At 66.8% G+C, this 310-nt stretch carries 1 protein-coding gene; it reads left to right on the top strand.

All coding sequences use genetic code 11. The annotated features are described in order from the left end of the window. The coding region (locus tag ACSG5Z_RS32895) for an AMP-binding protein (protein WP_503827186.1) at window positions 1-310 on the top strand (310 nt) is incomplete at both ends.

Below are 310 nucleotides of genomic sequence, written 5' to 3'. Positions count from 1 at the left end.
GAGCACACCATGTCGCTACAGATGTCCTATTGGCCGGCGGCCACGAGCACGGGCATTCGAGACATCACGTTCAGTGTTCTTCTTCGGGAGGGGGCCGCGACCGTTCCCGACCGCGTCGCGCTCGTCGACGGCGTTGCCGACCCGGCGGACCGGAGAGAATGGACCTACCGCCAGTTGCTCGCCGACACCGAATCGACGGCCCACGCGTTGCTCACACGCTTCTCCCCCGGGGATCGGATCGCGGTGTGGGCGCCCAACAGTGCCGACTGGGTGATCCTGCACCAGGCCATCGTGATGGCGGGCATGGTGC

It is taken from the genome of Bacillus pretiosus (genome assembly GCF_051294775.1).
Taxonomy (GTDB): domain Bacteria; phylum Bacillota; class Bacilli; order Bacillales; family Bacillaceae_G; genus Bacillus_A; species Bacillus_A wiedmannii.
Note: the sequence above shows the minus strand (reverse complement) of the source record. Positions and strands in the feature narration are given on the sequence as shown.